Origin of the sequence: Paraburkholderia phytofirmans OLGA172 (genome assembly GCF_001634365.1) — a bacterium.
Classification (GTDB): domain Bacteria; phylum Pseudomonadota; class Gammaproteobacteria; order Burkholderiales; family Burkholderiaceae; genus Paraburkholderia.
In genome coordinates this window covers 733,754-757,817 of record NZ_CP014578.1, presented here as the reverse complement: position 1 = coordinate 757,817, position 24,064 = coordinate 733,754, and the positions used below count along the sequence as shown (strand labels likewise).

At 56.8% G+C, this 24,064-nt stretch carries 21 protein-coding genes; 14 read left to right on the top strand and 7 right to left on the bottom strand.

Going from position 1 to position 24,064, the window contains the following annotated elements:
* The first annotated feature begins 399 nt into the window (after positions 1 to 399).
* Positions 400 to 1,266, top strand: a complete 867-nt coding sequence (locus AYM40_RS03220) for a sulfotransferase family 2 domain-containing protein (protein WP_148662089.1) — start codon at positions 400 to 402, stop codon at positions 1,264 to 1,266.
* A gap of 48 nt (positions 1,267 to 1,314) precedes the next feature.
* Here AYM40_RS03220 and AYM40_RS03215 read toward each other — a convergent pair whose 3' ends face one another.
* The gene (locus AYM40_RS03215; RefSeq protein WP_063494955.1) at positions 1,315 to 2,430 is read right to left on the bottom strand and encodes an acyltransferase family protein; all 1,116 of its coding nucleotides are present in this window, start codon (positions 2,428 to 2,430) and stop codon (positions 1,315 to 1,317) included.
* A gap of 439 nt (positions 2,431 to 2,869) precedes the next feature.
* Between AYM40_RS03215 and AYM40_RS03210 the strand changes: the two genes are divergently transcribed.
* The 4 genes from AYM40_RS03210 (at position 2,870) to AYM40_RS03195 (ending at position 8,303) form a co-directional block, all read left to right on the top strand.
* Positions 2,870 to 4,531: a hypothetical protein gene (locus tag AYM40_RS03210; protein WP_063494954.1), complete on the top strand. Its 1,662-nt coding sequence runs from the start codon at positions 2,870 to 2,872 to the stop codon at positions 4,529 to 4,531.
* Positions 4,532 to 4,734: 203 nt separating this feature from the next.
* A complete protein-coding gene (gene istA, locus AYM40_RS03205) occupies positions 4,735 to 6,111 on the top strand; it encodes an IS21 family transposase (RefSeq protein WP_236720969.1) in 1,377 nt (458 codons plus the stop codon).
* Between the two features lie 88 nt (positions 6,112 to 6,199).
* Entirely contained in the window at positions 6,200 to 6,970 is a 771-nt protein-coding gene (gene istB, locus AYM40_RS03200; RefSeq protein ID WP_063494953.1) for an IS21-like element helper ATPase IstB, read from the top strand.
* Positions 6,971 to 7,259: 289 nt separating this feature from the next.
* The gene (locus AYM40_RS03195) at positions 7,260 to 8,303 is read left to right on the top strand and encodes a hypothetical protein (protein ID WP_063494952.1); all 1,044 of its coding nucleotides are present in this window, start codon (positions 7,260 to 7,262) and stop codon (positions 8,301 to 8,303) included.
* Between the two features lie 309 nt (positions 8,304 to 8,612).
* On the opposite strand, the gene AYM40_RS03190 is transcribed toward AYM40_RS03195, so the two are convergent.
* Positions 8,613 to 9,671 (bottom strand): hypothetical protein, encoded by a 1,059-nt coding sequence (locus AYM40_RS03190; RefSeq protein ID WP_063494951.1) that lies wholly within the window; start codon positions 9,669 to 9,671, stop codon positions 8,613 to 8,615.
* Between AYM40_RS03190 and AYM40_RS03185 the strand changes: the two genes are divergently transcribed.
* Positions 9,664 to 11,160, top strand: a complete 1,497-nt coding sequence (locus tag AYM40_RS03185; protein ID WP_063494538.1) for an IS5 family transposase — start codon at positions 9,664 to 9,666, stop codon at positions 11,158 to 11,160. The genes AYM40_RS03190 and AYM40_RS03185 overlap by 8 nt on opposite strands.
* On the opposite strand, the gene AYM40_RS03180 is transcribed toward AYM40_RS03185, so the two are convergent.
* Positions 11,105 to 11,767 (bottom strand): hypothetical protein, encoded by a 663-nt coding sequence (locus tag AYM40_RS03180; protein WP_063494950.1) that lies wholly within the window; start codon positions 11,765 to 11,767, stop codon positions 11,105 to 11,107. The two genes, AYM40_RS03185 and AYM40_RS03180, sit on opposite strands and share 56 nt — an antisense overlap.
* Positions 11,768 to 12,075: 308 nt before the next feature.
* On the opposite strand from AYM40_RS03180, the gene AYM40_RS03175 reads away from it, so the two are divergent.
* From AYM40_RS03175 to AYM40_RS03140, 8 genes are all read left to right on the top strand, one after another.
* Positions 12,076 to 13,287, top strand: coding sequence for an acyltransferase family protein (locus AYM40_RS03175; RefSeq protein ID WP_063494949.1), 1,212 nt, complete (start codon positions 12,076 to 12,078; stop codon positions 13,285 to 13,287).
* Positions 13,288 to 13,679: 392 nt separating this feature from the next.
* Positions 13,680 to 15,119, top strand: a complete 1,440-nt coding sequence (locus tag AYM40_RS03170; protein ID WP_158515231.1) for a hypothetical protein — start codon at positions 13,680 to 13,682, stop codon at positions 15,117 to 15,119.
* Between the two features lie 18 nt (positions 15,120 to 15,137).
* The gene (locus tag AYM40_RS03165; RefSeq protein ID WP_063494947.1) at positions 15,138 to 15,923 is read left to right on the top strand and encodes a transketolase; all 786 of its coding nucleotides are present in this window, start codon (positions 15,138 to 15,140) and stop codon (positions 15,921 to 15,923) included.
* Between the two features lie 47 nt (positions 15,924 to 15,970).
* Positions 15,971 to 16,825 carry a transketolase gene (locus AYM40_RS03160; protein ID WP_201788154.1) on the top strand — a complete coding sequence of 285 codons (855 nt, stop codon included), beginning with the start codon at positions 15,971 to 15,973 and terminating at the stop codon, positions 16,823 to 16,825.
* A 22-nt stretch (positions 16,826 to 16,847) separates the two neighbouring features.
* A complete protein-coding gene (locus tag AYM40_RS03155; RefSeq protein ID WP_082854924.1) occupies positions 16,848 to 18,812 on the top strand; it encodes an NAD-dependent epimerase/dehydratase family protein in 1,965 nt (654 codons plus the stop codon).
* Positions 18,813 to 18,887: 75 nt separating this feature from the next.
* On the top strand, positions 18,888 to 19,805 hold the full coding sequence (locus tag AYM40_RS03150; RefSeq protein ID WP_063494945.1) for a class I SAM-dependent methyltransferase: 918 nt from the start codon (positions 18,888 to 18,890) through the stop codon (positions 19,803 to 19,805).
* 1 nt (position 19,806) lies between these two features.
* The gene (locus AYM40_RS03145; protein WP_063494944.1) at positions 19,807 to 20,214 is read left to right on the top strand and encodes a GtrA family protein; all 408 of its coding nucleotides are present in this window, start codon (positions 19,807 to 19,809) and stop codon (positions 20,212 to 20,214) included.
* Between the two features lie 88 nt (positions 20,215 to 20,302).
* The gene (locus tag AYM40_RS03140; protein ID WP_063494943.1) at positions 20,303 to 21,055 is read left to right on the top strand and encodes a class I SAM-dependent methyltransferase; all 753 of its coding nucleotides are present in this window, start codon (positions 20,303 to 20,305) and stop codon (positions 21,053 to 21,055) included.
* 105 nt (positions 21,056 to 21,160) lie between these two features.
* On the opposite strand, the gene gmhB is transcribed toward AYM40_RS03140, so the two are convergent.
* The 4 genes from gmhB to AYM40_RS03120 are packed head-to-tail and all read right to left on the bottom strand — an operon-like array spanning position 21,161 to position 24,060.
* Positions 21,161 to 21,727, bottom strand: a complete 567-nt coding sequence (gene gmhB, locus AYM40_RS03135; protein ID WP_063494942.1) for a D-glycero-beta-D-manno-heptose 1,7-bisphosphate 7-phosphatase — start codon at positions 21,725 to 21,727, stop codon at positions 21,161 to 21,163.
* Between the two features lie 4 nt (positions 21,728 to 21,731).
* Complete coding sequence (locus AYM40_RS03130) at positions 21,732 to 22,439, bottom strand: nucleotidyltransferase family protein (RefSeq protein WP_082854922.1); 708 nt, start codon at positions 22,437 to 22,439, stop codon at positions 21,732 to 21,734.
* Positions 22,436 to 23,017, bottom strand: coding sequence for a D-sedoheptulose-7-phosphate isomerase (locus AYM40_RS03125; RefSeq protein WP_063494941.1), 582 nt, complete (start codon positions 23,015 to 23,017; stop codon positions 22,436 to 22,438). Before AYM40_RS03125 ends, AYM40_RS03130 begins: the two co-directional genes overlap by 4 nt.
* A complete protein-coding gene (locus AYM40_RS03120) occupies positions 23,017 to 24,060 on the bottom strand; it encodes a dehydrogenase (protein WP_063494940.1) in 1,044 nt (347 codons plus the stop codon). Before AYM40_RS03120 ends, AYM40_RS03125 begins: the two co-directional genes overlap by 1 nt.
* Positions 24,061 to 24,064: the final 4 nt, after the last annotated feature.

Below are 24,064 nucleotides of genomic sequence, written 5' to 3'. Positions count from 1 at the left end.
GTACGCGATCCACGTAACTGCGGCGGCGGAGTTGCCACCTCCGCGGTCGAACAGCCCCCTCGGGTTGCTGCTACCGAAGCAGGCTCAGGCGATGCGAAGCCGTCTTCCTCCTATCGCGACAGGAGGGCAGCCCAGCCAACACGCTCCGTCCCGCTGCCACAAATACGTGACCGATTCGAACCGGTCAATCCGCGCAAAGACAATGTGCAGATGGGAGAACGGTTGATATCAATTTTTTGTTCGAGATCGATATCGACAATTACGACGCTGGCCAGCTCCATTAATAACCATATCCGCCTAACGTTTGGTCAAGATGATGACCTGACCGCCAATAATCCGCAGAGTGCGGGCTAACTCAGCGTAAAAGTTATTTCCAATAAATTCTTTTATTTCACAAAAATGCGGACCGTAATCGTTCACTACCATCTTTTTAAAAACGCTGGCACTACGATGGACAGCGTTCTGGATCGAAATTTCGCCGGCGATGCGCACGGCCACCTTGAAGGTCCCTACCCTTGGTCCACCGTCAGCCCAAACGAAATTCTGGAGTACGCACTTGCTAATCCGGGACTGCGCGTTATCTCGAGTCATCAGGCCCGGCTACCGCTGCCCGAGCACCCATCAATTACCTTTCTCCCCATCCTCTTCCTTCGACACCCAATCGACCGCTTTGCGTCGGTCTATGAGTTTGAGCGGCGGCAACCCGCGGATAGCATCAGTCCAAGCGTAGCGATTGCCCGAAACGGCGGGCTGGTCGCGTTTGCAAACTGGGTTGTCGACCGTCAAGCGACTGCCGTTTGTCGGAACTTCCAGGTTGCTCACCTCGCTAGCGCCCAGAGCGATATGCGCGAAGCGCGTGCGACGCATAGCGACTACCTCCAGGCGCTAGCTCATCTGAGGAGCCTTCCGTTCTTCGGCATCGTCGAGTCATTCGAAGAGTCAATGCAGATATTGCAGGAGTTCCTCCGACCTCACGTCGGGGAACTCAATATCGACTTTTCGATCGAGAACTTCACCCCGGGGCGCAAGGCGACATTGGAAGATCGACTCGAACATATCGAAAGCGAGCTCGGACCGTCACTGTACCGTGAACTACTCGAGCACAACGCGCTTGACCTATTGCTCTATCGCGAAGCAGAGCAAAGGTTTGCGGCAAATCTACTAACACGCCAACTGGAGAACAGTCCCCCTTCGGTTCGAAAAAGGCTACGAGAACGGGTCATCCGAGCGTTTCGACCAAACCCCAAAGCAAGGCCGCGCGCGTGACGCTGCGGCCGGTCCTTCACGGGGGACCTAGCAAACATGAGATCGGCGCTAAGTGGGATTCTGATAGGCAGAGGCTTCATGGCTACGCGGCGAGTTTCGGCTGCCAGATCCTTCAGGGATCTTTAGCGGCTTCGGCGTAGTCAAGCGACCGGATATGTAATGAAGCGCAAACCCCATGATCGTGACAGTGACCATATAGAATACGTAGATAGCAACCTTGGGTTGCTCAACGAAACCGAAGAAGTGGCGATACCACCCGATAAACGGCATATGGACGAGGTAGACTTCGAAGCTGATCTGCGTCAGACGTGGCAAGTGCCAAGGCAGTGAGCAAATTCCAAAGGCAACAATGACGCCGCCAAGCCCAAGCATCGGGTGGACGATCGGGTCGAAAGGCTTATAAAAAGTCAGGACTGTCCCCGTCACAAACAGCAGCATGCCCAGCGGCAGCGACCTCCTCAGGAGAGCCTCCGTGCGAGTGCGGTCTTCTCCGAGATTGATGCCGATATACGTGCCGATGGCAAACGAAGCCAGCCAGAAAATCACCGATGAGGCCTGCGAGAACAAGCCCATACCGAGAGGATGATGTATCCACACTGAGTGAAATATCACGATCGCAACAACCGCGCGCAGCCTATATCGCTTTATCGCCATGTAGAGCAAGGGAAACACGAGATACAGCTCGATCAGTGCGTATAAAAACCAGTAGTGCGTAGAGAACGGACTGAAGCCGTTTTTCAGAACGAGGATGACATTGCAAATCCAATCCGCCGGCGTAAATGGTCCGCCGAATGGACGATCCCAAGTTCCTGCGGCAACTGAGGCCCCCTGAAAAGCGAAAATGGCGACAACCGTCACCCAATAAGGTATGTAAATACGCTTGGCGCGAGCAACGATAAAGGTGAGCCAGTCAGGCTTCTTGCCTGTTAGAGAAAGAGCCAACCCCATCCCGCTGACGGCAAAGAACAGATCGTCCGCTTCCCAGCCGAGCTGGAACGGCAGGGCGAGAATCCGCTGGGGCGTCGAAACCAGTTCATGGAGACTATGCGCCATCGGATAGAAAAATATCCAAAAATGGAACGACAACACCCCGACCATGGCCATCAGGCGCATGTTGTCTAGCCAGGGGACAAACTGACTACCTTTGTTGCCGACAATCCTCACAAAATCTCTCCGATCCTTATCCGTCGTTAAGGATCGGATGATACAGCGAAGGCGGGGTGAGAGCGATACGAGGGGACCCTGCGCCGGACTCTACGTTGTGCGACGACGCTAACGACCTACGCGACGGGCCCGCGCCCGGCACTGCCGAGATTGTTGCGTGACAGAACAAGCGATGGTTTGTCCGGCCATCGCAGATGAGAAGGCGACATGGAAGCGACGCATCGATGGCGAACCGCAACATCGTGCGCGGACGTCGTCTCATGAGACATCAGGAAGGCGAAGCGCTCGGCCGCAGTTGAATCAGCCCACGTGAATTTTCACTGTGGTATAGGAAGGCTCCCCCACACACAAACTCGTTCAACGTGCGTGTCGCGGATGGTAGTATCGAGCCGCCTTTTTTCGGTCGGATGTTCCCACCACCTGTTCTCGCACTAAAACTATGAAAGTTCGTTGGCGTACCCTTTTTCAAGAAATAACATACCAATTGCTCCCATTTTTGCTAATGGGCGGTGTGGTGTCGATATATCTAGGCAAGGACTGGAACTGGGATCTTCGTAATTACCACTTTTATAATCCGTGGGCGCTGACGCATGATCGATGGGGTGTCGACCTCTTCCCGGCGCAACTGCAAACGTTCCTCAACCCGCTCTCGGACCTGCCTTTCTACAAGCTGGCGGACTCGCAACTGCCGGACTACATTGTTGTATTTTTAATGGGTCTGCCCGCTGGATTGGCAGCCTATTTCTTGTGGCGGTTGCTGGCTAGCCTAAATGAGGGTGACGCCCAAAAGCCCGCCCTGACAGGCTTCTGGGTCCGAGCGGGCGCATGTGTTGTCGGAATGACGGGGGCCGCAGGACTCGGGCAAATTGGCAGCACCACGGGCGAATGGACCGTGGCTGCGCTGATTATTGGGGCCGTGCTAGCGCTTACGCTATGGCAAACAGGCAAGCTGGGCGGACGCGCCGCGATGTTAGGTGCCGGCTTGGCGATCGGCGCCGCGGCAGCACTGAAGCTCACTGCAGTTGTGCCGGCACTCTCGCTGACCATCGCGCTACCTTTTCTCGTCGTTGGAGTAGACAAAAAACAAATGGGGCGACTGGCCATAGCCTATGTGCTGGCCGGGGCGGCAGGATTCATCGTCCTCGCTGGACCTTGGATGTGGAAAATGTATTCAAACTTCCACAATCCAATTTTCCCTTACTTCAACGGGTTTTTCCGATCACCATTAATTGGCCCGTCCAGCGGCCGGGATATCAGATTCATTCCGCACGACGTTACCGCTCTAATAAGCTTTCCGGCCTACTCAGCACTGGTCGGAAACACGCTGCGATCGGAGCTCGGCCTTAGGGATCCCAGGTTATTAGTGGGTCTATTTATCGCACTTGGCTGGGTAGCGGGCGGCATGGTGCGTGCCATTGCACGTAAGCAACAAGGCGATATCTGGCGCTTAAAACTGTTCTTCGCCGTGAGCTACATTGTTATGTACCTCATTTGGTCAGAACTCTTTGCGATCTACCGTTACGCTATCGTATTGGAACTGCTCTGTGGCGCTATGCTGTTTGTGGTGCTCAAAGACATCTGTCGGACGGGCTTGGAAGCTGGTTCAACTATTGCTGTGCTGACCTTCGTTGCACTTGCACTGCTGACGTCGGTGCCGGATTGGGGAAGGTTACCGTTGGACGGCGGCCCCTACTTTCGGAACAAATTGCCGACGTTGCCGTATGACTCGCTGATCATTTCTACCACACAAGAACCGATTGGGTACCTTGTACCGCAATGGCCCGATCATCCGAAATTTTTTGCGGCAATATCAAATCTCACGAGCCCCTCCTATAACCCGAAGCTGCAACAAATGATTGCGCAGCGAGTCGCAGAACATAATGGCCCTATTTACGTTTTGCGCGATAATCGACAAATGGGCGACGACGTTCGACGGTTATACGAACTCGATCAAATTACGGTTGACGACTCTTCGTGCATTGCCATTGAACCACCCGCTCCCGCTAACTTAGAGGTTTGCCGGGCACATCCAAACAAAGCATCTGCCCCGGCGGTCGGTCAAATTCCTCCGGGTATGGTCACTTCAAACTCCCCCACCTGACGACCGTCGGCTGAGCCACTAAAGCCGCCGGGAGAGGTGTTGCAGGACGTCTATCTTCGTCTCCTTCGAACAAGAAGGAGTTCAGGGAGTGAACGTCTTGAAGCCGCACCTGCAAAGCACCGTATTCACATTACTCGAGCGCAACAAGAGCCAGCGCCAGATCCAGCGGCTCACGGGCATCGACCGCAAGACGATTCGTCGCTATCAGGCGATCTTCGAGTCGGAGAAGTCCGCTTCGGCAAACTCCCCCACCGCCGCGACCACCGGCTACCGACGGTTCCAGCAAGACCACAACGTTCAATTTCGCCCGCTCCGCAAGCGAACCGCATCGCGAGTGGATCGAACAGCAGGTCCGCCTGAGGCGCAACGCGCAGGCGATCTATCAGGATCTGGTCGATCAGTTCGCATTCACCGCGAGCTACGAGAGCGTCAAGCGTTTCGTGCGCGCCTTGCGCCACATTGATCCCGAGCAGTTCGACCGTCTCGCGTTCGCCCCCGGCGAAGAAGCTCAAGTTGATTATGGCGAAGGTGCACTGACCCGCGATCCAAAGACCGGCCGCTACCGACGCCCGCGGTTGTTCGTGATGACCCTGCGGTACTCGCGGCGCAGTTTCCGGCGCGTGGTCTGGAAGTCCAGCAAGCAGGTCTGGGCCCAGCTTCACGAAGAAGCCTTTCGTTACTTTGGGGGAGCGGTCAGCTACGTTGTGCTCGACAACCTCCGGGAGGGCGTCATCACGCCCGACCTGTACGAACCCGAGATCAACCGGCTCTACGAGGCGATGCTTGAGCACTACGGTGTCGTCGCCGATCCGGCACGTGTGCGGGACCCGAATCGAAAGGGGACCGTCGAGAACGCGATTCAACATACGCAGGGCACCGCGCTTGCCGGCCGCCGTTTCGAGTCGCTCGAAGCCCAGAACGAATTCCTGATGCACTGGGAGGCAAACTGGGCGGCCAAACGCATCCATGGCAGCACCCGGCGACAGGTCGAGGCCATGTTCCAGGAGGAGAGGCCGCATCTGCGGCCGTTGTCGACCACCGGCTTTCGCTACTTCACGGAGGTCGTGCGTACCGTCGGGGACGACACCACTGTCAACATCGATCGCAGCAACTATGCGGCACGACCTGCACCGATCGGCAGTCTCGTTTCAGTGCGCATATACGATTCCACCATCGAGATTCGCGATCGCCGTACGCAGGCGTTGTTGCGCACCCATGCTCGCGCCCTGCAGGCCGGTTCGCTTGAATTGCCCGAAGACGAACGCCCGTTCAATCCGTCCCGCCAGAGCGCCTTCCTGCTCGCGAGCGCCGGCGACATCGGGCCACAAACAAAGGCGCTGTGCCAGCACATGTTCGATAGCGAAGGTCGCGTCGGCCATCGCGCCATGTGGGGCATCGTTGGTCTGGCGAAGAAGTATCCCGCCCGGCTCGTCGAGCAGGCCTGCGATCACGCGTTGCGTCATCACGTCTACCGCTACAAACAGGTGCGCGCGATCGTCGAACGGCTGTTCGAACAGGCACTCGAGCGTCTCGATCAGGCACCGCAGCTAGAGCTACCTCTTACGCAGGATCACCCCTGATCCGTCCTGCCGCCGAGTACGGCGAACTCTTTACCCTCGGTGCGCAGCACGGCGCCGAACCTCAACCTCCAACTGGAGAGACACAAGCATGACCATGACGTTACCGGAAATCGAACGGGCTCTCGGACAGCTCCGCCTGTCTGGCGTGCGCGACACACTCGAAACGCGCGTGTTGCAGGCCCAGGGCTCCCAGCAGCCGTTCCTTGAAACCTTCGCACTGATCCTGCAGGACGAACTGGATCGCCGCCAGTCCCGGCTCATCGAACGCCGCTACAAGCTCTCCGGCCTCGAAGAGAAACTCACGCTCGCCGAATTCGACTGGGCCTTCAATCCCAAAGTGCCTCGCCAGGCCTGCTTCCAGCTGCACACGCTGAAGTTCATCGCCGCCGGCGACAACGCGCTGATCATCGGTAAACCAGGCACCGGCAAATCGCACGTTGCGAAGGCCGTCGCCTACCAGGCCGTCCTGCAAGGCCACAAGGTGCAGTATTTTGAGACCGACGAATTCTTTAACCGTTACGCGCTGAGCCCGACTGCCCAGCGCGAAGCCCGGCTGCGAGCCATCCTCGAGAGCGATCTGCTCGTGCTGGATGACCTGTTCCTGTCGCGTACGATCCCCGACGCCGCTGGCGCACTGCTGCAAACGCTGATCCATCAACGCTACAAACTGCATCGAAGCGTTGTCGTCACGTCCAACCGCGTTGTGCAGGATTGGGGCGCATACCTGGGCGACAACACGATGAGCACCACGATCCTCGACCGGCTCATGCATCACTGCCACCTGCTTGAATTCGACGGCCACAGCTACCGCCTCAAGGAAGCCGCTGAAACGCTTGCACGGAAATCGAAAACCAGCTAAATAACCCTTAGTCCTGCTTCACAGGGTGGGGGAATTTGCGCGACCATAAGTGGGGGAGTTTCAACTGACCGTCCGGGAGCATCTGCACGAAACTAGCTTGACGTCTCCCAATCAATAGTGCGCTGGGGCACGAAATCTTTGTCCCAGCGCACGAGGCGCACAACGCGTAAGGCGAATACATCCGGATACATTTGTAAGTAATATCACTCAGGTAATTTCGGTATGTTATAGATTGAAACATCCCACTGACTAGACAACTTGCGGCACGCTCGTGCTGCCGGAGACAGATATGACTCGTTGTGCAGTCTGTTCATCACATGCCGTAGACGCCTACCAAAAGATTGATGACATCGCCTACTACATCTGCGGCGCGTGCGGCTCGATGTTTGCAGACCCAGGTTTCCTGCGCGCAGTGGAAGACGGTACCGTCTCAAACTACCGCGACACCTACTGGGAAATGGAACTGCGTGCGGCAAAGGAAAGGGCGTACGGATCGTCATTGCAGCGGATTGCCGAGACGTTCTTCTACAGCCGGGTTCCAATTACCCGTTTTGTTGATATCGGTTCGGGACCCGGGTACCTGCTGGATGCGGTTGCAGCTGCGTTACCCGACGCAACAGATATGTTCTATGGAGTGGAACTCTTTCCTCCCGAGCCTGCATTCCGGTCAAAACACCCGAACTACAAGCTGTGCCCTCTCGCAGACGTTGATCAAAAGTTCGAGGGAGGTGTCTGTATCGAGGTCATCGAACATTTGACGCCGTCCATGCTCGACACACTCGCAAAGCAAATGGCACAGACCTCAGCACCTGAGGCAGTTTATTTGATCAATTCCGGTCAACCTAACTACGTGCTGAAAGAAGATCCCGGCTATCTGGACCCTCACGGTCGGGGACACATTATGTCTTATTCTCTCGAGGGGGCAAGACGGATATTTGAGCCGCACGGCTTCACGGTAATTCCCTTGCCGGGGCGTCACTGGGCTTTTCTTGTCGAATACCAATCGAAATCCACAACTAAACCGCCCATTGAACAACTCGAGGCCCGAATCTGGTCCCCTATTCCCGAGAACGCCGCCACGCTCAGAGACGGCAGTGGAGGCTCCTTGATGTTCCACGCAGGGCTAGATTCGGCTCGTTGTTATCTTGAGCATGCAACAGCGGTGGAACGCATGGAATGGGTTCGATCGCTTCAAGCGGACATCGAGCGCGTGGAAGGGAAGTTTGCGAATAAGACCCTCGTACACGATACATCCGCAGAAACGGGCAGCCCCATCGATCATGCTGGCTTCTTTGGACGCGCACGGCGCTGGGTGCAGCGCCACGCGAGTTAGCAGACGCACCACTGTCCGCGATCTGTACGTTCGCTACAACTGGTGCTCCTGGTCAGACACGCTCTCCGGATTGGTTGAGGTATGAGCGAACGAAAGCACTCATACGGTCTGCAAGCCTCATAGCAGCACAACCCAGCACGGGACATTTGTCCCCGTCTCACCCTGACCATTCATACGGCTGATGAAGGCGGCGCCATTTCGCGATGGCGCCGCAGAAAGACGATGCCGCCACAATGCCATCAGCTACGGCAACCTGGCAGGGAGTCGAGCCTAGGCGGGGACGGTCACACAATCGGCCCTTAGGACGCCCTATTGAGTTTTGATTGATGTTAAGGTGAACGCAAGACGTCGAGTATCCGGACTGCTTCCGGCCTCGGCGGGCACCATTGACCGACTAGCGCGGATTTCAACTTCTGCGTAGTCCGCATCACGGGCGGCTACGCGCACGCTCTTTAGCGGTACTGATATTGTGAAGACGTCGTCATCGATGAACTCCTTCGACGCGACTTCGGTGCCATTGACGACAACAGAAATACGATCGCTCCCCTGCGTTTTGGTCGTTTTCGCAATCGTCGCAGCAGGCACCCAACCGGAAACCAAAAGCGATTTGTCCGACGGTGTCTGCTCGATTGGGAAAGTGAAAAATGTCGAGGGGCCAACCCAGGCATGGCGCTTACCGGGATCCCCTTCAATAGGAAAGGAGCCACGTACGACATCAGTGGATCGGATCGGAGTCTTGTCCCAGTCTGCGTTTGCGTCGAATTCCGCGACATTCCGACCTTGGGTCAGATCGACCGTCATCATGCCAACTTCGCCATTCAAATTCTGTGCGGGCTCAGCCTTATCGCCACCACCAAACCACACCGCCCATTTTCCGTTCCCCATTGAAAGCAAGGTCGAGTCACAAATGACCTTCAAATTCCAAGCAGCGCGCTGCCGATCCGTGATGAGACCTGCGATCGACATCTTTTTCCAGTGTATCCCGTCCGTCGAAACCGCATAACCCAGGTTCCGAATCTCCGCATTGCTTCTCCCCGTATAAAGCATGTAGAAATAGGGCGGGGCATACGCAACGCTCGGCTCCCCCAAGCCGTTCTCATCAAACGCGCCGTAAGCGCCGACATCCAAGATCGGATTAGCCGGGGACCTTTGCCAAGTAACTCCATCCGATGATCTGGCGACGCCGAGTCGCTGCGTTGCTATTTCATCTTGCCCAAGGTAATACAGGTATAAATAGTCGGCCTTGCAGAAGTTCGTGAAGCCCCGCCTGGCCAAGCGATGCAGTTTGTTGGAGGGTAATAGAACTCCCAGAACGAATATCGATCTGATAAAGATTCTGGGAGTTTCGGAGTGGTCGCCAATGAGCACGCCTGATTTCTTTCGTAGCCGTCTGGACGCGATGATTGATCTACGTCACCCGCTTGCCGTGTTGGCAACGAAGATGTCATGGGCTTCAATCGAAACGACGCTTGCTCCCCTGTTCGAGCGACGTTCACGCGATGGACGGGTGAGCGAAGCGGTTGACCTGTTTGGCTCGAACTCGCTGGAATTTGCCGGTGGCGTCAGTGCGGCTGGACGTCCGCGCTTGCCTATGCGGCTGATGGTGGGTCTGCTGTACCTGAAGCACGCCTACAACGAGAGTGACGAAACGGTGTGCGAGCGCTGGGCACAGGACGTGTACTTTCAGTTCTTCTGCGGCGAGGAGTATTTCCAGCCGCGTCTGCCGTGCGACCCGACCAACCTGGTGCGTTTTCGGCAGGCGCTGGGCGAAGCCGGTGTCGAGGAGCTGCTCGCGGCGACGATCGCGGCTGCGGTGCAGATGAAGGCGGTGACGCCGGTCGAATTCGAGCGCGTGATTGTCGACACCACGGTGCAGGAGAAGGCGATTGCGTATCCGACCGACAGCCGTCTGCTTGAGGTGGCGCGGGCCAGACTCGTTCAGTTGGCGCAACGCGCAGGGTTGGGGCTGAAGCAAACGTACGAGCGCGAAGGCAAGCGACTGCGTCGCCGCGCGGGCGGCTATGCCCATGCGAAGCAGTTCAGGCGCCTGCGTCGTGTACTCAAGCGTCAGCGCACGGTACTGGGACGGTTGCTGCGCGATATCGAACGCAAGCTGTCTGGAGCTTCAGACGAACGGCAGGCACAACTGCGCGTCTGGCTTGAGCGGGCCTGGCGCATTTGCCACCAACGTCCAAAGGACAGGAACAAACTCTACGCACTGCATGCGCCTGAAGTTGAATGCATTGGGAAAGGAAAGGCACGCCAGCCCTACGAGTTCGGCGTCAAGGTGAGCCTCGCGATCACGGAGAAACAAGGGTTGATCGTCGGTGCGCGGGCGTTCCCCGGCAACCCCTATGACGGCCATACGCTGGCCGAGCAACTCGAACAGAGCTCCATTCTGTTGCAGGACCTGCCCGGTACACCACAGCCGAAGACCGTGTTGGTCGATCTCGGGTTTCGCGGCGTCGACGTGGAGGTATCATCAGTACACCTGATTCATCGCGGCAAACACAGGACACTGACCAGCACGCAGCGACGTTGGCTCAAGCGACGCCAGGCGATTGAACCGATCATCGGCCATGTGAAGCACGACCACGGTATGCGTCGCTGCTGGCTCAAAGGACAAACCGGCGATGCGCTGCATGCCGTGCTGTGCGCCACGGGCTACAACCTGCGCTGGCTGTTACGCGCGATTGTTCGCCTGGGTCTGGGGCCCATCTTTTTTGTCCTCGCCTGGCTGCATTCGATCGCCGATGTCCTGTCGCATCCGCTGCTTGCGCACCGGGAACGCTTCCGGCGGGCTAACCGTCCCGCTCCGACAAAATACCCGATCGGCGTCGTGCGTCAAGCAAACTGAATTTTGCAGGGCCGACTAAATAGCCGTCCTTGGCGATAACATAGGGATCACCAACTGCCTGACTATCCCACGTATGGGACGCACCAGTCGCAAATACCGGCTTGGGATAATTTGTGAATTTAAACCCGTCGCTGGAAGTCGCGAGACCAATCTGTGTACGCCCGGATTTATCACGACCTTGGTAGAAATAGAGAATCTTGCCCTTCCAGACTATGGCGGCTCCGTTCGCCGCGATATAGGAAACATCCCAGCTTTTTCCGTCGGGTTGCAGGACGGGATTGCTGTCAAATTTCCGCCAGACAATACCGTCTGAGGACGTAGCAATTCCAGTCCTCCAAACTTTTCCGTCATAACCCGAGTAGTAGTTGAAGAGCTTCCCGTTCAATCGCACAACCGACGGGTTCAAAACATCAACAGCGTCCCATTGCGTAGGAGCGCCTCGCGTTAACACCGGCTTCGCAAGCACATTTTCTATCTTGAGAGGAACGGGAGCTGCCAAACCTTTGGACGGTGCGAGAGTAAAATCGTCTCCAAGCGGCGCCGCAGGTGCCGCTTGCACAACTACGGCGACGAGGCATGCGGCCATCACGGCCAGCTTCTTTTCCATGTTATTCCCATACAGTTTGAGGCGGCAAGTTTGCCACAGTTTTTGTCCTTGATCGCCGCACGTACATGCCGGAACTGAGGATTGGCAGGGAGTCAAACATGGAGTCCCGCGGGAACACCGACCGGATTTATACAGCCGGCGCGAATGTCGACTAGACGTCACAAGCCAACCGGTCCTTACCACCATCTAATCGTGCCAGTCGCGCCCGAAAGCTACTGGTTGCCCAGTCCGCAAATCGGGCACCTTGCCTTGCGGATGGGATAGAATCGCGGGAATTCTACGCGGCCATTTACCCTACGAACTGCTACATGATCCAGCACGCCCATCGCCGCATTGACGATATCGAAGCCCTTCGTGCGTTTGCCGTCCTGTTCACGGTTATTGAACATGTCAGATATGTGCTGTCATGGGGCAACCACTATGTGTACATATTCGACCTGTTTTTTAGTGCCACGACCGGCGTCGACTTGTTTCTTTGCATATCGGGGTTCGTTATAGCGCGAAGCCTCCTCCGAACCCTAGATTCTGCGTCGGACAACGAGACGTTCTGGCGCCGCGTATTCGCCTTCTGGGTGCGTCGAGTGTTTCGCATCTGGCCTACATCTATTTTTTGGGTAACGGCCATCGTCGCGTGTGGGGTCATCTTCAGGCACGCTGGGTACTTCGGCCACTTCAGGGAGAACTTAGCTGACTTCGCAGCGGTTGTAACTCAGACCGCTAACTTCCATATGGTCGGTTGCCTCCCTCGGTCGGAATGCGGAAATGCGGGGCCATGGTGGAGTCTCTCGCTCGAAGAACAGTTTTATATATTATTGCCATTCGCCGCGTTTCTCTTTAGAAGAAAAATCGCTTACTTCATGGTGCTCGTCGTGGTGGCACAGATATTTCTTCATCGTCCGAGTTGGACCTACGGGTGGGTATTTAGAACAGATGCGCTTGCCCTTGGGGTTCTATTGGCTATATTCGCGAACACCAAGCTCCGAGAAGCGGTGAATCCAAAGTTCTTGGCAAATCGCCTGTATGCGATTCCTATAGTCGCAGTTCTACTTGTGTTAATGGCATCAATGCCCGATGCGGCGAGAAAAATCAGTTCCGTACCGTTCTCAACTGGAATGGTCGCGATAATAGCATCTGTGCTGGTGTTTATCGCCTCATTCGACGGCGACTATATCGCCAAGGGACCAATTGCGAAAACCGTTCTGCTATGGATCGGGTCCCGCTCGTACTCAATTTACCTGATTCACTGGTTTTCCATTCAGGCAACGAAAACTATTTGGTGGTTCGTTGAGCCAGCCCGTACAGTATTCGACGGGAGATATACATTACGGTACCTGCTGGTATGGATCGCGTTGACCGTCATTCTGAGCGAACTGAATTACCGGTTGCTCGAGACACCACTTCGAAGAAAGGGCGCGGACATAGCGAGGCGAATCGGAAACGGCGAATCAGCTGATCGGCCGGCATCACCAACTTCCATTTCCGAGCATTCAGCGAATGAAGCCTCGGCCGCTTCTGCTTAGTGACCGTTTAGCGCCGTTTGTCGCAGTTGCGATCCAGCTCGTCGAACCGGCAGCACCGGCGCGCGAACTGCCGTACACAAATTTTTGACGTCTCGGAGGTCGTGCAACACCTCAAACGAAGCAATTTTATTGGAGGCACGAAGACAGGGTTCCTTCCAAAACCCCAGGCCACGGGAGTCCGCTTCCGATGTGTCATAATTCGCGCATCTCCAAATGCGATATGTCCCGCCAACAGCCGCGCGGGACTGAGCTCAGTGCACGTCACGCACCCAAGACCGACCATCCCAAGAAAGTCCATGCAGAGTCGCTTAAGTAACTTGCCACCCCGGTCCCTTGAGGCGCCCGCCCGCTCAGAAGTACGCATCGCGATACCACTTTGGATAGTAGTGGCCTTGGCGCTTGCCGCGATGACGTACTGGCGGTTTGTGCGGTGGGAGCCATCAGTCTTCTTTGGAGATGACCTCTACAACGTCTTGGCGACGCTGAAAGACCATACCTTCGCCAGCGAATGGCAGCAACCATTCACGACGCCATTCTACGAGAAGTACCGGCCCGTGTTCGAGCTGATATGGCTGGCACTCGTCCGCTTATTCCAGACGGATCTACGCGGCTTCCTCGCCTTCAACTTTGGCGTGCATTTGCTGAACGCAATGATTTTGTTTGCTATTGCAATGCAAATCTCGAATGGCAACAAACTGGTGAGTGTAGGTGTGGCTGTCGCCTTTGCCGGCTCGCGCTTCGCACTCTATCAGATCACTCAGGCCACGGGCCCGGTCGAAGCGATCGCGCTAACGCTGTTCCTACTTACGATTGGTTGGGTTTTAAAAGCGTATCAATACCCGGAAGATAGCCGCTGGCAATGGCTCGTTGTAGGCGCCTTCTTCCTCTGCATACACACGCATGAGCGGTATATCTCCCTTACGCCCGTACTTGCATTTATGCTCGCGCTATCGCGCCGTCGCAGTGCTAGCTTTTTCAATCGATATGGCGCAGCGATTGTGTGTGTTGCAATACCGCTGTTCAACGCGCTAGTAAAAACAAGCCTACTTCATTTGGCATTCTTCGTAGGCACGGGCGCGACGCACATTGACGTGAATGTGCAGCGAATCGTTGAGCAGGCAATGCAAGCGATCCTGTCAGTGGTTGGATTCAACTATGGTCCCGAATATCTGGTTGGCCATAGCATCGTATTCGGCGAGTCATCAACCGGCGATGACGCTGCACGCCTTCTAGCAACGATAATCGTGTGCGCCGCGCTCGTCGCAACCACCTATGCAGTTTTAGTTGGGGGACGATCCCGCGCTCCGCTCCGTTGGTACCCTGTCTTTACGCTAGCGATTTTGATTACGATCCTAGTTCCACCGATCGTGACAATTCGCCTCGAACAGCGCTGGCTTTACGCTCCGCTGGCGCTTTTCTTGCTTCTTTTTGCATGGGCTGCGAGACTGGACGGAAGCAAACGTATTGTGCCAACGATCGCGAGCCTTGCGGCTTGTCTTTCATTGCTCACGCTGGATATCCTTCTGAGCCAATATATCCCCCGGATCTACTTCATAAGTTCCGCGACTGCTGCCTCGCTTGCAAAGCGTGACATAGTGGATGCTCACGCAGCACCGCTTGGTCAAGATCTGCTGTTGCACGCAGCACGCGACCATTGCAAGTGGACCTTGCAGGAAGGACGCTTCTTTGAACTGTACGAGGGACAGGTTCGAAAGATTTACTGCGCGCTCACCGATGACTCGTTCGACGCCCTGCTGAAGACATACCCGTCAGCGCAAGCATTCAGCTACACACCAGGTGCGTCGTTCACTCCCGTAGTAAGACCGAAGTAACCTCCGGCCCCGCATCCCATGGAACCACTCCAAACTCTGGATCAGCAGCGCATGCTGGAGATCCGCCGCCGACTGCTTCGCATGCACTACGAGAGTGGTGTGGGTCACATCGGCGGCAACCTGTCGTCCCTTGATGCGATTGCATTGCTCTTCAACGAGTACATCGGTCCAAACGACCACTTCGTTTTGTCGAAGGGGCACTCAGCCGGGGCGCTCTATATCGCACTCTGGAGCGCCGGAAAACTCGACGACAGTCAACTCGCGACGTTCCACAAGGACGGGACGTTACTCGCCGGCCATCCTCCCGCAGGCGGAATCCCTGAGATCATGTTTGCCACCGGAAGTCTGGGGCACGGACTATCTCTCGCTGCCGGCACAGCCCTCGCAACCCGCATGCGTGGAAAGGCCGACCACGTATATTGCGTGACGTCAGACGGAGAGTGGCAGGAAGGATCAACCTGGGAAGCCCTTATTTTCTCGAGTCACCAACAACTGGCAAATCTGACCGTTCTGGTTGACCACAATCAGCTTCAGGGTTTTGGATCTACGAATGCAATCGCCTCGATGGCGCCGCTCTGGGAACGCCTTCGTGGTTTCGACGTCGAGATCGATGTCGTGCCTGGTCATGACCTACAAGCTATTCGAACCGCACTCAACAAGCGGCCGGGCCGCCCACATATCGTCATGCTCGAAACGACAAAGGGCAAGGGCGTATCGTTTATGGAAAACCAGATGGAGTGGCACTATTTGCCGCTGAGCGAAGCTCAGTATAAGCAGGCAATCGCGGAGCTCGCCGGATCATGAGAAAGCAATTGTGTGATGCGCTGGTAGCGCGCGCCGCAAACCCGGATATGGCGTTTCTGACGGGCGACCTGGGTTTCATGGCATTGGAACCACTCCGCGAAACAATGGGGCAACGCTTTATTAATGCCGGTGTCGCAGAGCAGAACATGATTACGGTGGCAGCCGCAATGACGCGTCAAGGCTGGGAGACCTGGGTCTACAGCATTGCCCCGTTCTGCTATGCGCGACCGTTTGAACAGATCCGAAACGACATCACGTTTCATAAACTGCCGGTCCGGATGATCGGAAACGGTGGCGGCTACGGTTACGGCGTAATGGGACCGACCCATCATGCCATCGAGGACTATGGGATTCTGCTGACGCTGCCAAACATCACCGCATTTGTGCCGGCGTTCGATGAAGACGTCGCTGCAGTGATCGAGCGCGCCGGCGCCTCCGCGGGAGCCGCGTATATCCGGCTGGGTCGAGGCGAGGCACCGAAAGATTTCGCCATCCCAGCATATTCACCCTGGCGCCAACTCGTCTCAGGTAATGGGCAGCCCGTGATCGCGGTGGGCCCGCTCGCGGGAACGTACATCAATGCCTTGGCAAGTCTACCGGAAGCGAACAGACCTAACCTGTGGGTCGTTGGCGAGCTACCGCTCGCGGCTAATGGGCTGCCGGAGCGCCTAACGGCGCAGATCGCAGCCTCGGGAAAGCTCTGTGTTGTCGAGGAACACGTTGCACGTGGTAGCTTTGGCTCCGAGCTGGCGCTGCACCTCCTCACTCATGGGATTTTCGCAAAGCTGCATCACTTGCACGCCAAGGCACACCATTACCCGCGCTACGGGTCGCAGAACTACCTCCGCCGCGAATCCGGCCTCGACCCGCAAAGCCTGCTCGGCGCGCTCGGCCTCATCTGACCTTCCGCTGTCAACATCCATCATGACCAATCCGAGTTTAGACATCCGCTCCCTGCGGGGGCCGATCCTCATTACCGGTGCCTCAGGCTTCGTCGGTGCAAACCTGTTTCTGAAGATATTCGCATCGAGACAAGATGTATTTGCCGTAGTGCATCGGGACAAAGCGTGGCGGCTCGCTGGCGTGCCGGACACGAATGTGATGGCTGTCGACGTCAACGATCCCGCTGCCGTCAAACACATGCTGGACACCGTCGCTCCTCAAACTGTCTTCGATTGCGTTGCCTACGGCGCATATTCATTCGAACAGGATCCGGGGCTGATCTATCAAACGAATTTCAATTCCATCGTCACGCTAACCAGCTTGCTCGCGCAGCGGTCGATCTCGGCGTTCGTTCACGCTGGCAGCTCTTCGGAGTATGGGAAGAATTGCGCGGCGCCGCTCGAAGACAGCACACGCGAACCGAATAGCCACTACTCGGTTTCGAAGGTCGCGGTTGGCGAATACCTGCGCTACATGGGAATCGAGCGTCGGTTTCCGTGCGTCAACCTGCGTTTGTACTCCGTCTACGGCCCGCTCGAAGACGGCTCGCGCCTGATCCCCACCCTCCTGCGGAAGGCTTTGTCTGGCGCGCTTCCTCCCTTTGTTGCTCCTGATATCTCACGCGACTTCGTCCATGTCGACGACGTATGCTCCGCATTTATCAGCGCTGCAGTCCGGATGAACCCCTCGCTATATGGTGAAAGCTTCAACATTGGCAGCGGAACAAAGACAACCATTCGCGAATTGGCGGGGCTGACGCGAGGTCTGTTTGATGTCAAGGAAGAGCCACAATTTGGCACGATGGACGACCGCTCATGGGACATGTCGGACTGGTATGCGAATCCTGACAAGGCCAATACGTTGCTGGGTTGGGAAACGCAGATTTCGCTCGCCGACGGACTGAGTCTGACTGCGAACTGGGTCAAGACGCTCAGTGAGGAAGAACTCGCGCAACGGTCCAAGCAGACCTTGCACAAGCGCAAGCGCAGTGTCTCGGCAATTATTGCGTGCTATAAGGACGAGCCGGCCATTCCGATCATGTATCGCAGGCTCACCGACACGTTTCTTAAGCTCGGCATCGACTACGAAATCATCTTTGTAAACGACTGCAGCCCCGATAACTCTGCGGAAGTCATCCGTGAGATATCGACAACAGATCCCAAAGTCATCGGCATCTCTCACTCGCGCAATTTCGGTTCCCAGATGGCGTTTCGCAGCGGTATGGAGCTATCGACCAAAGACGCCGTTGTTCTGCTGGATGGCGATCTTCAGGATCCGCCGGAATTGATCGAAGCGTTCTACGCTGCCTGGGAGCAAGGCAATGACGTCGTGTATGGAAATCGGGTCGGTCGAGAAATGCCGTGGCATTGGGGCCTGCTGTATAAGGCCTTCTACAGGGTGTTCGCGGCGTTTAGTTACGTGAAAATCCCCCTCGACGCCGGTGACTTTTCCCTCATTGATAGAAAGGTCGTTCGGTGGCTGCTGGCATGTCCGGAGAGAGATCTATTCATGCGCGGCCTGCGCGCATACGTAGGATTCCGTCAAACGGGCGTGCCTTACGAACGTCCGGAGCGAATGTTCGGACACACGACGAATTCGCTGGCGAAGAACATCGACTGGGCGAAGAAAGGAATCTTTTCGTTCAGTAACGTGCCGCTCACCATGCTGACGACGGCCGGGCTTGCATTGTTCAGTCTGTCGCTGATTGCTGCTGTCATCATTGCAATACTGAGGCTCGCATTCCCCGATATAGCGCCACGCGGTATTACGACACTGCTGATTGCAGTACTCATGTTTGGATCGATCAACCTGTTCGGCATCGGCTTGGTTGGCGAATACATCGGAAAAATCATGATCGAGGTGAAGGGCCGACCTCGGCTTATCCGCGCCGCGTTGATCAGGCACGGTGTAGTCACGGAACAGATGGCAAAAGTCCCGCAGCTTTGAGCGCAATCCATGCACGCACCTGTCGTGTTGCAATGTGCGGCATTGGCATTCCCCTGACCTCATAGAACCGTCAAGATGCAACTCTCACAACGAGCTCAGCGTAACTGTCCTGTCTGCGGCAGCCCTCCCTCGACAGCGAAGGTCTTCTTCGACGAGCACATCGACTCGTCAAAGCTGACGGAATTTAGCTTTGCGTCGAGAAAGGAGCCTGAGTACCTGTGCTATCAGATGGTCCAGTGCCCCGCGTGCGATCTGGTCTACGTAGACCGGCCACCGTCTCAACAGGCGTTGGCGGAGGTCTACCACGCTGCCGACTACGACAGCAGTGAAGAAGCCGATGATGCTGCGACAGCTTATGCGCGCGTCATTCAGCCAGTACTCGGCGGGCTCCGTCTCGGACGTGCGCTTGAGATTGGCACCGGCACCGGTGTCTTCCTGGATAAGCTCAAAGAGATGGGTTTCGATAATGTAGTCGGCATCGAACCCTCTACCGCAGCTATTGCGGCTGCTCCGCCGCACCGGAATGGCTGGATCCGCGAAGGCATCTTCGTGGAAAGCGACTATGAACCAGAGTCGTTTGATCTGATCTGTTGCTTCATGACCCTGGAGCACGTGCGCGAGCCCAAGGAGATTGCCAGTTCAGTGATCAACCTGCTCAAGCCGGGCGGCGCATTCGTCACGGTTACGCATGACTACAGGAGCGTTGTGAATCGATTGATGGGAAGGCGCTCACCCATTATCGATATCGAACACATGCAACTTTTCTCCACGCGTAGCATAGAAGCGCTGTTCACGCGCACGGGCTACACCGACATTCGAGCGCGCCCGTTCATCAACCGATATTCGTTGAGATATTGGACCCGGCTGGCGCCCCTTCCGTCAGGAGTCAAAGGGCTCGCCCAAAACGTACTTTCATCGGTTGGACTGAGCGGGATCAAGATTTCAATGAATGTCGGCAACACCGTAGCATTCGGCTTTAAGCCGCCAAAATAGCGTGCTCAGGACACTTTACAACCGGTCTGGGCGCGTCGGCCGATTTGTCGCGGTCGGGGCGCTCAACACAGTCTTTGGCCTTGCGACCTATACACTGTTCATTCGGCTGGGCAGCCCGACGTGGTTTGCACTCGTCGGCGGAAACGTGGCCGGCCTGGTATTTAATTTCCTGACGACCGGCGGACTTGTATTTGCCGATCTCTCCCCTGCCCGTATACCGAAGTTCGTGGCTGTCTATGTCGGTACCTATTTCCTGAATCTTTTCCTGATTCATTGGCTATCGGCCGTCGTGGGCGGGCCAATTCTGAGCCAGGTCATTCTGACGCCGATCATGGCTGTCGTTGCCTACCTGCTCATGTCGCGCGTGGTGTTCGCGACACCCGCCAACGGCGGGAGCGAATCGCGATAGCCGGTAAAATCAGGGGTTGGAGCAGCGCAACGCTCAAGCTCTAAACAAACAACGAAGTTCCAGCGCCCGAGTCCAGAGGGATACTGCCTTGCAAGAACAGTTCCAGCCGATAGCGGTCACGTCGCCAACTCAGCACCCGCTTCTATTCAAATTGCGCTGCCTGGTCGACGTGCAGCTTGGCTCCATCGCCAAATTTCTGCGGCCCCACCTGGCTGGCCTGCATGGAAGCGTCCTCGACGTGGGCGCCGGTGAATCACCATGGCGCGATTGGCTTCCAGCAGATGCCACGTACCATGGCATCGACATTGGGAATTCAGACGACTTCGGAATGTCGCGCGGTCGGGCCGATATCACCTACTATGACGGGCGCAAGATTCCGTTTCCAGACGCCGCTTTCGACAACGCAATTTGTATCGAGGTGCTTGAACACGCGGCAGACCCGGAACTGCTGCTGGAGGAGATCGCGCGAGTACTGAAGAACCAGGGCACCCTATTGTTGACTGTTCCCTGGTCGGCGCGCAGACACCACATACCTCATGACTATCATCGTTTTACGCGTGAACGCCTCGGCGTGCTGCTCGAGCAACACGGATTCAGCGACGTGCAGATTGTTGAACGTGGCAGCGATATCGGGGTAATCGCAAACAAACTCACCGTGCTCACCTTGCGACTTCTTCGCCCAGCGAAAACTGTCGAGATGGTATGGACGCTGCCGCTCGCGGTTTTATGCGGGCCGATCGCGTTGGGATTCCTGATTGCCACGCATTGGGCAGACGCTGCGGGAAGAGGCGCGGCGGAAGACCCGCTCGGGTACTTCGTTTCTGCGGTCCGGCGGAGCTAATAGGCTCGCGGATAGATTGACGCGTTGATGTGCGGACTATCGCAGGAGTAGCTAGCGGCAATCTAATCATTAACGCTAGCCATTCGTCAGCGCAGCAACCTGACGCTATTGCACGTCCGAGGGATGGTTACTGAGTTGAGCCGCAACGTCCAGCAAATCGTCGACACGAATAACGTCCGGCTCCAAATCCTCGACAACCGCGTCCCCAAACAAATAGCAAGTGCCGACCTTTGCAGCCTTGGCCGCCTGCATATCGGTCAACGAGTCTCCCACCATGACTGACGTGCCAAGATCAACGTGGTGCTCCGCCGCCGCCCTCAACAACATCCCCGGCGCCGGCTTCCTGCACTCGCAAGCAATCCCATACTCGCCAATCCCGGCCGTCGGATGGTGCGGGCAGTAATAGACCTGCGTGATCGGCGCTCCCTGCGCAGCGAACTGTTCGAGCATCCAGCTTGTGAAAGCTGCAAACGTCTCTTCGCTGTAGTAACCGCGCGCGATCCCCGCCTGGTTGGTCACGACAAACACGTCGTAGTCCGCCTTGCGCGCCTGACGCACCAACTCAAAAATTCCCGGTACGAACACGCAGTCCTCGGCACGATGCAGGTAACCAATGTCGACATTGATCACCCCATCGCGATCGAGAAACAGCGCACGCTTCAATGCTGTCATCGTCTCAAGCCACCATCTGCGGCACGAGCGTCTGTGCCAGCGCATAATCTTCGGGCACACCGATATCGATCAACTGGCTAACGGCCGGAACCGCGTGAACCTGAAGCTCGGCAAGATGAGCGTGCAAAAAGTCCTGCTCGAACGAAAACCGCTCCTGGTTCACATAGCGCATGAACGAAGCCCGCTTCACCAGATAGACACCGGCGTTGATAAAGCCTGCACCGGTCTGCCCCTTCTCGCGGAATGCGGTGGCCCGGCGCGGCGGCGCCGCGTCGAAATCCACGGCCCCGTAGCGCGCCACATCGTCAAGCTTTGCCACCGCCATGACGACGTCGGCCTCGCCCGATGCGCCCGCGGCACGCAGGTCGTCGAAATCGACGATGGTCATCGTATCGCCGTTGAGCACGAACGCTTCGTCGCCGCCAATCTCAGCCATCGCCTTGGCAATGGCGCCGCCCGTACCGAGCGGCTCATCTTCGATGACGTAGTGCACCTTCAGTGCTCCGAAGGCGTCGCCGAAGTAATCCTCGATCACGTCGCGCTTATAGCCGACGGACAAGTACACATCCGCGATACCCTGCTGCTCGAGACGGCGCAGAACCCACCACAGGAATGGCTTGCCCGCCACCACGGCCATCGGCTTTGGCAGATCAGGTACGACCGAACGAAGGCGCGTACCAAGTCCGCCAGCCAGAACGATTGCGGGAATCATGCCGGGGTGAAAAGGCTCGACTCAACCAGGCCACAAATGATGTGGGCCAGCAGGATATGCCCTTCCTGGATCTTCGGCGTCGAGCGGGACGGCACTTCAATGCACACGTCGCACAGATCGAGCATCGCGTTACCGTTGGCGCCAGTGAACCCCGCCACATACATGCCCTTCGCGCGTGCCTCTTCCATGGCACGCAGGACGTTCGCAGACTTGCCGGACGTCGAGATGCCCCAGAAGAAGTCACCCTTGGTGGCAACGGCCTGCACCTGGCGTGCAAACACTTTCTCGTAACCGTAATCGTTGCCGATAGCGGTCAATGCAGAGGTATCCGTCGTCAACGCAAACGCCGGCAAGCCGGGACGGTCGAAGTTGAAGCGGCTGACAAACTCGCCAGCAATGTGCTGCGCGTCGGCTGCGCTGCCGCCATTACCGGCGATCAGCACCTTGTTGCCTGCCTTGAACGTGTCGACGATCGTCTGTGCGAAACCCGCGACCTTATCCAGCAGGACTTCGTCGGCGTGAATTGCGGTGAAAACGTCGATCGCCTTCGAGATTTCGTTCCGGATCGTATCTTTCATTAGGTCCTCCAGGAATACGCACCGTGTTCGGTGAAGTTGCAGGTAAATACCTGACCGTTGAATTGCGCGAGGGTGCGCATCACGTCAGGTCGCTTCGTCGGATCAACGACGAACATCATAAAACCGCCGCCACCGGCGCCGGATACTTTGCCCGCACGCGCACCGGCCGCAATCGCCGCATCATAGATTGCATCGATGCTTGAATTGCTAATACTGGTCGCCATTAGCTTCTTCGAGATCCACGAGAGACGCATCGACTCGGCGAAACTGTCAAAGTCACCCTTGAGAATGGCTTCCTTCATCTTGATGGCTTCTTCTTTCACGCGGTGCAACGCATCCAGCGAGGTGGAATTGCCACTGCGCACGCTGTCAGTCTGCTGCTGAATGATCCGGGCAGACTCGCGGGACACGCCCGTGTAAAACAAGACCAATGAGGACTCGAGTTCCGCACGCACTGACTGCTTGACGCGCAGCGGGTTGACGATCACCCGGTCCTGATAAAACTCCATGAAGTTAAAACCGCCGAACGTGGCCGCGTACTGGTCCTGCTTGCCGCCGGCAAATGCCAGGTCGACGCGCTCGATGTCATAAGCGAGTTGCGCTATGTCGTATTCGCCAAGCGGAATCTGCAGGTACTCGACGAAGGCGTGGACCAACGCCACCACCATCGTCGACGACGAGCCCAGGCCCGATCCCGGCGGCGCTTCGGAGTGTGTCGTCACGAGTACGGGCAGCGGGACGCCAGCGTTGTAGTCGCGAACGATACGGTTGTACACGCCCGCGTGCAGCTCCAGGCCCTTGACCAAGCCGAGCGACGCCGTAGCCGCGCCGGACCAGTGCACCGAGTTATCCGCCGCCACCAGTTCAACCGTCTCGTCGTCACGGGGGGTAATGGTCGCGTACGCGAACTTGTCGATGGTGGCGTTCAGGACAAGCCCACCAAAGTCGTCGGAGTATGGCGAGACGTCCGTGCCGCCGCCCGCGAGTCCAAGCCGCAGCGGTGCACGCGCGCGAACGGTTCCGGGTTTGAAAGAGGTAGTCATAAGC

Bases quoted from the DNA above. Each gene is read 5' to 3' on its own strand.
- AYM40_RS03120 (WP_063494940.1), bottom strand. From the start codon at position 24,060: ATGACTACCTCTTTCAAACCCGGAACCGTTCGCGCGCGTGCACCGCTG.
- AYM40_RS03220 (WP_148662089.1), top strand. From the start codon at position 400: ATGCGGACCGTAATCGTTCACTACCATCTTTTTAAAAACGCTGGCACT.
- AYM40_RS03195 (WP_063494952.1), top strand. From the start codon at position 7,260: ATGACTCGTTGTGCAGTCTGTTCATCACATGCCGTAGACGCCTACCAA.
- AYM40_RS03130 (WP_082854922.1), bottom strand. From the start codon at position 22,439: ATGATTCCCGCAATCGTTCTGGCTGGCGGACTTGGTACGCGCCTTCGT.
- AYM40_RS03160 (WP_201788154.1), top strand. From the start codon at position 15,971: ATGGCGTTTCTGACGGGCGACCTGGGTTTCATGGCATTGGAACCACTC.
- AYM40_RS03150 (WP_063494945.1), top strand. From the start codon at position 18,888: ATGCAACTCTCACAACGAGCTCAGCGTAACTGTCCTGTCTGCGGCAGC.
- AYM40_RS03165 (WP_063494947.1), top strand. From the start codon at position 15,138: ATGGAACCACTCCAAACTCTGGATCAGCAGCGCATGCTGGAGATCCGC.
- AYM40_RS03210 (WP_063494954.1), top strand. From the start codon at position 2,870: ATGAAAGTTCGTTGGCGTACCCTTTTTCAAGAAATAACATACCAATTG.
- AYM40_RS03175 (WP_063494949.1), top strand. From the start codon at position 12,076: ATGATCCAGCACGCCCATCGCCGCATTGACGATATCGAAGCCCTTCGT.
- gmhB (WP_063494942.1), bottom strand. From the start codon at position 21,727: ATGACAGCATTGAAGCGTGCGCTGTTTCTCGATCGCGATGGGGTGATC.
- AYM40_RS03155 (WP_082854924.1), top strand. From the start codon at position 16,848: ATGACCAATCCGAGTTTAGACATCCGCTCCCTGCGGGGGCCGATCCTC.
- AYM40_RS03185 (WP_063494538.1), top strand. From the start codon at position 9,664: ATGAGCACGCCTGATTTCTTTCGTAGCCGTCTGGACGCGATGATTGAT.
- AYM40_RS03125 (WP_063494941.1), bottom strand. From the start codon at position 23,017: ATGAAAGATACGATCCGGAACGAAATCTCGAAGGCGATCGACGTTTTC.
- istB (WP_063494953.1), top strand. From the start codon at position 6,200: ATGACCATGACGTTACCGGAAATCGAACGGGCTCTCGGACAGCTCCGC.
- AYM40_RS03180 (WP_063494950.1), bottom strand. From the start codon at position 11,767: ATGGAAAAGAAGCTGGCCGTGATGGCCGCATGCCTCGTCGCCGTAGTT.